8 protein-coding genes and 2 tRNA genes are annotated in these 9,020 nt (G+C 58.1%); all 10 read right to left on the reverse strand.

The features are described from left to right. Position 1: 1 nt before the first annotated feature. A tRNA-Arg gene (locus tag A1WC_RS06075) sits at positions 2-78 on the reverse strand. A 4-nt stretch (positions 79-82) separates the two neighbouring features. After that, positions 83-175: transfer RNA gene (locus A1WC_RS06070), tRNA-Ser, on the reverse strand. A 322-nt stretch (positions 176-497) separates the two neighbouring features. Beyond that, positions 498-683: a carbon storage regulator CsrA gene (gene csrA, locus A1WC_RS06065; protein WP_000906486.1), complete on the reverse strand. Its 186-nt coding sequence runs from the start codon at positions 681-683 to the stop codon at positions 498-500. 364 nt (positions 684-1,047) lie between these two features. Next, the gene (gene alaS, locus A1WC_RS06060) at positions 1,048-3,675 is read right to left on the reverse strand and encodes an alanine--tRNA ligase (RefSeq protein WP_008806151.1); all 2,628 of its coding nucleotides are present in this window, start codon (positions 3,673-3,675) and stop codon (positions 1,048-1,050) included. 251 nt (positions 3,676-3,926) lie between these two features. Then, positions 3,927-4,427, reverse strand: coding sequence for a recombination regulator RecX (gene recX, locus A1WC_RS06055; RefSeq protein ID WP_008806152.1), 501 nt, complete (start codon positions 4,425-4,427; stop codon positions 3,927-3,929). 70 nt (positions 4,428-4,497) lie between these two features. After that, the gene (gene recA, locus A1WC_RS06050; RefSeq protein WP_004205686.1) at positions 4,498-5,556 is read right to left on the reverse strand and encodes a recombinase RecA; all 1,059 of its coding nucleotides are present in this window, start codon (positions 5,554-5,556) and stop codon (positions 4,498-4,500) included. A 90-nt stretch (positions 5,557-5,646) separates the two neighbouring features. Next, a complete protein-coding gene (pncC, locus tag A1WC_RS06045) occupies positions 5,647-6,144 on the reverse strand; it encodes a nicotinamide-nucleotide amidase (protein ID WP_016161683.1) in 498 nt (165 codons plus the stop codon). Between the two features lie 138 nt (positions 6,145-6,282). Further along, positions 6,283-7,161, reverse strand: coding sequence for a metal ABC transporter substrate-binding protein (locus A1WC_RS06040; RefSeq protein WP_016161684.1), 879 nt, complete (start codon positions 7,159-7,161; stop codon positions 6,283-6,285). A 7-nt stretch (positions 7,162-7,168) separates the two neighbouring features. After that, entirely contained in the window at positions 7,169-8,032 is an 864-nt protein-coding gene (locus tag A1WC_RS06035) for a metal ABC transporter permease (protein ID WP_012540788.1), read from the reverse strand. Beyond that, the gene (locus A1WC_RS06030) at positions 8,029-8,739 is read right to left on the reverse strand and encodes a metal ABC transporter ATP-binding protein (RefSeq protein ID WP_012540787.1); all 711 of its coding nucleotides are present in this window, start codon (positions 8,737-8,739) and stop codon (positions 8,029-8,031) included. Before A1WC_RS06030 ends, A1WC_RS06035 begins: the two co-directional genes overlap by 4 nt. Between the last annotated feature and the right edge of the window lie 281 nt (positions 8,740-9,020).

A 9,020-nucleotide genomic window follows, 5' to 3' on the forward strand; every position in this document is an offset into this window, starting at 1 on the left:
ATGGTGCATCCGGGAGGATTCGAACCTCCGACCGCTCGGTTCGTAGCCGAGTACTCTATCCAGCTGAGCTACGGATGCAAAATGGCGGTGAGGCGGGGATTCGAACCCCGGATGCAGCTTTTGACCGCATACTCCCTTAGCAGGGGAGCGCCTTCAGCCTCTCGGCCACCTCACCACACACGCCTCTTTCGAGTGCTTCGAAGAACTTGTTTCTGCTCTTCGTCGCTGCGATGGCGCACATATTACTTTCTGGTACTTATAAGTCAAACACTTTTTCGAGACCTTTTTTCGTTTGCACACTTCGCACGCAATTCGCGTGCAAAAACGGCAAAAAGGGCAATTTATCAACAGGAAATCAGACCTGACGCAGGCATAACGCCAAACAGCCAAAGCGGCAAAGGGTGATGAAAACCGGTATTGCGCAGGGGAAAAAGTGAAAAAGGCAAAAATAACGGCGGGAAGGGATGCGCCTCACTGAACAGCGAGGCGCGGAAACCTTAGTAACTGGACTGCTGGGATTTTTCAGCCTGAATACGCTGGTAGATCTCTTCACGGTGAACAGATACTTCTTTAGGGGCGTTTACGCCAATACGAACCTGGTTACCCTTCACCCCTAAAACTGTCACAGTGACCTCATCTCCAATCATGAGGGTCTCACCAACTCGACGAGTCAGAATCAGCATTCTTTGCTCCTTGAAAGATTAAAAGAGTCGGGTCTCTCGTATCCCGGCATTATCCATCATATAACGCCAAAAAGTAAGCGATGACAAATACCTTGCGGTATAAGGCAGTCATGGCATCACATTCTGTTAAACCTAAGTTTAGCCGATATACACAATTTCAACCCGACTTTATCGTTATCAGTACTTATGACGCAAGGTGCCGTTTCCCCGAGGTTACGGCACCTATACCCGCCATACTTCAAGTTGCCTGTGTGTTGGCTTTCCTCACTCACCCCAGTCACTTACTTGAGTAAGTTCCTGGGGATTCGCTGCGTCGCCGCCTTCCAGCCACTCGAATTATTTAGGGTATAGGCGTTTATAGTTATTACAGTTTTGCGCTGACCCAGCCTTTCACACTGGCTAACGCTGCAGGGAGAGCAGACGCATCGGTACCACCGGCCTGCGCCATATCCGGACGACCGCCCCCTTTACCGCCCACCTGCTGAGCGACCATACCAACCAGCTCCCCTGCCTTCACGCGATCTGTCACATCCTTAGACACACCGGCAATCAGGGAAACTTTACCGTCTGCGACCGTAGCCAACACCACAACCGTCGAACCCAGTTGGTTCTTCAGATCGTCAACCATGGTACGCAGCATCTTCGGCTCCACGCCGGCCAGCTCGCTGACCAGCAGCTTAACGCCGTTAATCTCTTCCGCTTTGCTGGAGAGGTTTGCGCTCTCCTGCGCCGCAGCCTGCTCTTTCAGCTGCTGCAGCTCTTTTTCCAGCTGACGGGTACGCTCCAGCGCGGCGCGAACTTTCTCGCCGAGATTGTGGCTGTCGCCCTTCAGCAGCTGTGCGATATCGCTGAGCTGATCGCTCTGCGCGTGCAGCATGGCTATCGCGCCTTCGCCGGTTACCGCTTCGATACGGCGCACGCCAGCGGCGGTACCGGACTCAGAGGTGATGCGGAACAGGCCGATATCACCGGTACGCGCCGCGTGAGTCCCGCCGCACAGTTCGGTGGAGAAGTCGCCCATCTGCAGCACGCGGACGCGGTCATCGTATTTCTCGCCGAACAGCGCCATGGCGCCGGATGCGCGCGCGGCATCGATATCCATAATGTTGGTTTCGATAGCCAGGTTACGACGGATCTGCGCATTGACCAGATCTTCGACTGCACGGATCTCTTCCGGCTTCATCGCTTCGAAATGCGAGAAGTCAAAGCGCAGCGCTTTATCGTTAACCAGCGAGCCTTTCTGCGCCACATGGGTGCCGAGCACCTGGCGCAGCGCCGCATGCATCAGGTGCGTCGCGGAGTGGTTCAGACGGATACGCTGACGGCGAGCCTCGTCCACATCGGCCTGCACCGCGTCGCCCACTTTCAGAGAACCGCTGGCGACTTTACCGATATGACCAATGGCCTGACCGTACTTCTGCGTGTCGCTGACGGCGAAGGAGAAGCCTGCGCCTTTCAGTTCGCCTTTATCGCCCACCTGGCCGCCGGACTCCGCATAGAACGGGGTCTGGTCGAGGATCACTACCGCTTCCTGGCCCGCGCTGACACTATCCACCGCTTTACCGTCGATAAACAGCGCAGTCACTTTGCCGTTCAGCTCCAGATGATCGTAGCCTTTAAATTCAGAGACTCCGTCAACGCGGATCATCGCGTTATAGTCAGCGCCGAAACCGCTGGACTCGCGCGCGCGGCGGCGCTGCTCTTCCATGGCGGCCTCAAAGCCAGCTTCGTCAACTTTAATGTTGCGTTCGCGGCAGACGTCCGCCGTCAGGTCGACCGGGAAGCCGTAGGTGTCGTACAGACGGAAGGCCGTTTCGCCATCCAGCGTGTCGCCTTTCAGCTTCGACAGCTCTTCATCCAGCAGCGCCAGTCCGCGCTCCAGAGTACGGGCGAACTGCTCTTCTTCAGTTTTCAGTACCTGCTCAACCTGAGCCTGCTGCTGTTTCAGTTCTTCACCGGCGGAACCCATCACGGCGATCAGCGGGGCAACCAGTTTCCAGAAGAAGGTGTCCTTCGCGCCCAGCATGTTGCCGTGACGGATCGCACGACGAATGATGCGACGCAGCACGTAGCCGCGGTTTTCATTCGACGGGATCACGCCGTCAGCAATCAGGAATGCACAGGAGCGAATGTGGTCGGCAATCACACGCAGCGACTTGTTCGTCAGGTCGGTCGCGCCGGTGACTTTCGCCACGCTGGCGATCAGATCGCGGAACAGGTCGATATCATAGTTGGAGTTAACGTGCTGCAGCACGGCGGCAATACGCTCCAGCCCCATACCGGTATCAACGGACGGCTTCGGCAGCGGCTCCATGGTACCGTCAGCCTGACGGTTGAACTGCATGAAGACGATGTTCCAGATCTCGATGTAACGGTCGCCGTCTTCTTCCGGGCTTCCCGGAGGGCCGCCCCAGATGTGATCGCCGTGGTCAAAGAAGATTTCGGTGCACGGGCCGCACGGACCCGTGTCGCCCATCTGCCAGAAGTTATCAGAAGCAAACGGCGCGCCTTTGTTGTCGCCGATGCGGATGATACGCTCGCGCGGAACGCCTACTTCGTTAGCCCAGATGTCGAACGCTTCGTCATCGGTCTCGTAGACGGTAACCCACAGCTTCTCTTTCGGCAGGGCGAACCAGTTTTCACCGGTCAGCAGTTCCCATGCGTATTTGATGGCATCCTGTTTAAAGTAATCGCCAAAGCTGAAGTTGCCCAGCATTTCAAAGAAGGTGTGGTGACGCGCGGTGTAACCGACGTTTTCCAGATCGTTGTGTTTACCACCCGCACGCACGCAACGCTGCGCGGTGGTCGCGCGCGAGTAATTACGTTTGTCGAGGCCAAGGAAGACATCCTTGAACTGGTTCATCCCGGCGTTGGTAAACAGCAGGGTTGGATCGTTGTGCGGTACCAGGGAGCTGCTGGCAACTACCTGATGTCCCTTACTATGGAAAAAGTCGAGAAACGCCTGACGGATCTCAGCGGTGCTCTTGCTCATAATTATCCTGAAATCAAGCTACACGTCATCCTTCAAGTCGCCTCTGTCCTGGCTGCGCTTGCTCTCCCGGCACCGAACTGACGTGCGTTCCAGAAGATGTTCTCTCTTGCCGCCCTGATGCAGCTTGAATGATTTTGTGTATAAGGAATAATCGCCCTGGACGCTGTCTGTACTGTCACAACCAGCGGCCCGACGGAATAAAGTGGGAATAAGATAAGTTTTCTTTACGGCGAAGTAAAATCCCCGATGGGTCAATCTGCAAAATTTCGCCAGATTTCCTGGATATCTTCCATCAGGTAGCCGCGGTAAAGCAGGAATCGCTGAACTTTCACTTTTTCAGTAAAGGCGGAAGGTAACGGTTCGCCGTATTTACGCTGCGCCTGCTCCCTGGCAAGGCTCACCCAGTCGATATCACATTCGCGCATCGCCTGTTCAACGTCCTGGCGGGCAATCCCTTTCTGGCTGAGCTCCTGACGAATGCGCGCCGGGCCATAGCCTTTGCGGCTCCGGCTGGCGATGAACTGGCCGACAAAACGGTGATCGTCGAGATAGCGGTTTTCGATACACCAGGCAACCACCTGCTCCAGCTCTTCGGGGGTGACGTCCAGCGCCTCGGGGCCATTTTTGCTCATTACTGGTGCAGCCAGTTTGCGCCGCAGCTCCTGTTCGCTGTGGTCGCGCATGGCCAAAATGCGGATAGCGCGGTCCAGCAGGCGAGCGTAGCCGGAGCGGCGTGATGAAGGTTCAGTCACAGGCACCTCAATAATCTAAGAAATGCAAAAGGGCCGCATAAGCAGCCCTTTATCACTCTGTTAGACGATATCAGAAATCTTGTTCCGTTTCTTCTGCGTCGTTGCCGTCAACGGCGAAGTCCGGCGTAGAGTCCTGGTTGTTGAGCAGCAGTTCGCGAACTTTCTTCTCAATTTCTTTCGCCGCCGCCGGGTTCTCTTTCAGCCAGGTGATCGCGTTCGCTTTACCCTGACCAATTTTGTCGCCGTTGTAGCTGTACCAGGCGCCCGCTTTCTCAATCAGCTTCTCTTTCACGCCCAGGTCAACCAGCTCGCCGAAGAAGTTGATGCCTTCGCCGTAGAGGATCTGGAATTCAGCCTGTTTGAACGGCGCGGCGATCTTGTTCTTCACCACTTTGACGCGGGTTTCGCTGCCGACGACGTTGTCGCCCTCTTTCACCGCGCCGATGCGACGGATGTCCAGACGCACGGAGGCGTAGAACTTCAGCGCGTTACCGCCGGTGGTGGTTTCCGGGTTACCGAACATTACGCCGATTTTCATACGGATCTGGTTGATGAAGATCAGCAGCGTGTTGGACTGCTTCAGGTTACCCGCCAGCTTACGCATCGCCTGGCTCATCATACGCGCCGCGAGACCCATGTGAGAATCGCCGATTTCGCCTTCGATTTCCGCTTTCGGCGTCAGCGCCGCGACGGAGTCGACGACGATAACGTCAACCGCGCCAGAGCGCGCCAGCGCGTCACAGATTTCCAGCGCCTGTTCACCGGTATCCGGCTGAGAACACAGCAGGTTGTCGATATCCACGCCCAGTTTGCGCGCATAGACCGGGTCCAGCGCGTGTTCGGCATCGATGAACGCACAGGTTTTACCTTCACGCTGCGCTGCGGCGATAACCTGCAGCGTCAGGGTGGTTTTACCGGAAGATTCCGGCCCGTAGATCTCGACGATACGGCCCATTGGCAGACCGCCGGCGCCGAGCGCAATATCCAGAGAAAGCGAGCCGGTGGAGATGGTTTCTACGTCCATAGAACGGTCTTCACCCAGGCGCATGATGGAGCCTTTACCGAATTGCTTTTCGATCTGGCCCAGTGCAGCCGCCAACGCTTTCTGTTTGTTTTCGTCGATCGCCATTGTTACTCCTAATCATGCAGGGTGAAGCGTGTTCGCTTCGCCGTTAATATTTGTTCAGTTGAGGCAATTATACTGTATGGTCATACAGTATCAAGTGTTTTGTAGAAATTGTTGCCAGAGCAGATTGAGCGCATAGGCCGTCGCCTGACGACGCACCGCTTCGCGGTCTCCGGCAAAGCATTCGCGCCGCGTCACGCCTTGCCCGCTCACGCTGGCGACACCAAACCACACCGTGCCGACCGGCTTTTCGTCGCTGCCGCCATCCGGCCCGGCGACGCCGCTAACGGAGATGGCATAGTCCGCGCCCGCCGCGCGCAGTGCGCCGATCGCCATCTCGACCACCACCGGTTCGCTCACTGCGCCGTTGTCCCGCAGCGTCGCTTCGCTGACGCCGATCATTTGCGATTTGGCTTCGTTGCTGTAGGTCACAAAGCCGCGTTCAAACCACGCTGAGCTGCCGGCAATATCGGTGATCGCTTTCGCTATCCAGCCGCCGGTGCAGGATTCCGCCGTGGTCACCGTCGCACCGCGTGCCTTCAGCGCCCGGCCCACCTTCTCGCTTAGCTGCATTAATTCTGAATCGGTCATTATCGCCCCGCTTTGGTCTGGATAAAGAGGCCATCAAAGATAGCACTTTCCACAGAGATATGGGGACGAGGTGTGGAATTTACGAGGGGACATCCAAAATGAATCATCCCGGCGATGCCGGGATGATAAATCGCACGATTACTTCATGCTGGCGGCGATCAGCGCCACGTTATGACGCATCATTTTCACATAGCTATCCGCGACGCCACCCGGTGCGGAGAGCGCCTCCGGATAGAGTTCGCCCCCCGGCTGGGCGCCTGTCGCGCTGGCGATTTGCTTCACCAGCCGCGGGTCAAGCTGGTTCTCCATAAACCAGGTATGGACGCCATCGGCTTTGATTTGCTTAATCAGCGCCGCCACCTGCGCCGCGCTGGCCTCGCTCTCTGAAGAGAGCCCCTGTGGCGCGAGGAATGTCACATTGTAAGCGCGGCCAAAATAGCCGAAGGCGTCATGGCTGGTCAGGACCTTGCGCTTTGCCAGCGGAATGGCGCTGAACTGCGCTTTCGCCCAGCCGTCGATATTCGTCAACTGCTCGATATAGCGCTTGCCGCTGCTGGTCAACGCCGCTTTATCTTCCGGGTCGGCTTTCACCAGACCATCGAGGATATTCTGCGCATACAACGCGCCGTTCGCCGCGCTGTTCCAGGCGTGGGGATCGGTCACCGTTTTGCCATCCTCATCAAGGGTATGGGTCTTGACGCCTTTCGAGGCCACCACCAGCTCGCCCTTAAAACCAGAGGCCTTAATCAGACGATCCAGCCACCCTTCCAGCCCCAGGCCGTTGACCACCACCACGTCGGCCTTGCTGAGCAGCGCACTATCTTTCGGCGAGGGCTCGAAGGTATGTGGATCGCCGTCCGGGCCGACCAGCGTATCTACATGGACATGCTCCCCGCCGACCTGCTGCACCATATCACCCAGCACCGAAAAACTGCTTACCACGTTCAGCGTTTTTGCCATCGCCCCCTGCGCCATCAGCCCCAATGCCAGCGCCACAACCATTGCACTACGTTTCATCATTTCCTTACCCCATCAATTTGCGCCAGCCGACCAGCAGCCGGCTATGCGTGCCAAAAAACAGCGAAATAAAAAACAGCGCGCTGGCGGTCAGCACGATGGCGGGCCCGGCGGGAAGACTGGCCGCCCAAGAGAGACTTAATCCCAGCCAGGCGCAGAGTGCGCCGGAGAGCGCCGCCAGCAGCAGAATGCCCGGCAGCGTTCGCGCCCAGCAGCGCGCGGCAACCGCCGGAAGCATCATCACCCCTACCGCCATCAGCGTGCCGAGCACCTGAAACCCCGCCACCAGGTTAAGCACCAGCAGCGCCAGAAACAGTCCATGCAGCAGCGCGGGAAGGCGGGGGTGGTTCACCTGCAGCCAGGCGCTGTCGAACGCCTCGCTGACCAGACCGCGGTAGCACAGCGCAATGCACAGCAGCGTCAGGCTGGCGACGCCGCTGACAAACAGCGCCGCGTCACGATCGACCGCCAGAATAGAGCCGAATAACAGATGCAGGAGGTCGACGCTGGAGCCGCGCAGCGACACCAGGGTGACGCCCAGGGCCAGCGATCCCAGATAAAATCCGGCAAAGCTGGCGTCCTCTTTTAACGGTGTCCGCCGGCTCACCCACCCGGCCACCAGCGCCACCACGATGCCGGCGATGAAGCCGCCCAGGGTCATGGCCAGCAGCGACATGCCGCTCAGCAGATACCCCACCGCCACCCCGGGGAGAATGGCGTGCGACAGCGCATCGCCCATCAGGCTCATACGCCGCAGCAGCAGGAAGACGCCCAGCATGGTGGTGCTCAGCGACAGCGCCAGACACACCACCAGCGCCCGGCGCATAAAACCAAATTCAATAAAAGGCTGAAAGAAGGTGTGCCAGATCATGCCGACCTCGCATGACTGAAAGCCGGAAGTACCGCCCGGGTGACGCCCCAGCAGGCGCGTTGGGAAGTCAGCAGCAGCGTCTCGGGGAAAAAGTCGGCCACCCGCTGGTTATCATGCAGCACCGCCAGGATGGTCTGCCCCTGCTGATGCATCTCGAGGATCAATTCCATCAGTTCCCGGCAGGTCGCTTCGTCGATGCCGGTGAAGGGCTCGTCGAGCATCACCAGCGGCGCCTGCTGCACCATCACCCGGGCAAACAACATGCGCTGAAACTGGCCGCCGGAGAGCGCCTCAATCGGCGATTTCGCCAGACCCGCCAGCCCGACCCGCTCCAGCACCGCGCTGATACGTCGCCGGGTATCGCCGCCCAGACCGCGTAGCAGCGACACGCCGGGCCATGCGCCCTGACTCACCACATCCTGCACGTTGAGAGGAAACTGCGACTCGAGGGCATGGCGCTGCGCCAGCCAGCCAATCACCGGCCGTTTCCCCTGCCAGCGCAGGCGGCCACTGACCGGTGGTAGAAACCCGGCGAGCGTTTTCAGCAGCGTTGATTTTCCGCAGCCATTGAGGCCAACGATTGCTGTCAGGCTGCCGGGGCATATCATCCCGCTCAACGGTGGGGTGATCGCCACCCCGTCATAGCCAGCGACCAGTTGCTCCAGCTCAATCATGGCAGCGCCACCGCCCACCAGGTCGCTAACCATAGCGACACCAGCAGCACGCCTGCGATGGTCGCGCGCGTCGCGCCGGAGGCCATAAAAACTGATGTGAACATATTTCACCTCTTTTAATGTTATAACATAACAATACAGAAGCGAAAAAAGAATGTAAATCAGTGTCAGTGGGCAGAAATGTAACAAAGGTCAACAAGAGGCATGCGGGCGGGAAAAAACGAGAGGTTAAGCGCGGCCTCCCCGGCGTCATCCCCCGGTCGCGCTGCGCTTACCGGGGCTACCAACCGGATACCAGACCGTAGCCCGGATAA

It is taken from the genome of Klebsiella sp. KTE92 (assembly GCF_000398905.1).
Lineage (GTDB): Bacteria > Pseudomonadota > Gammaproteobacteria > Enterobacterales > Enterobacteriaceae > Klebsiella > Klebsiella variicola.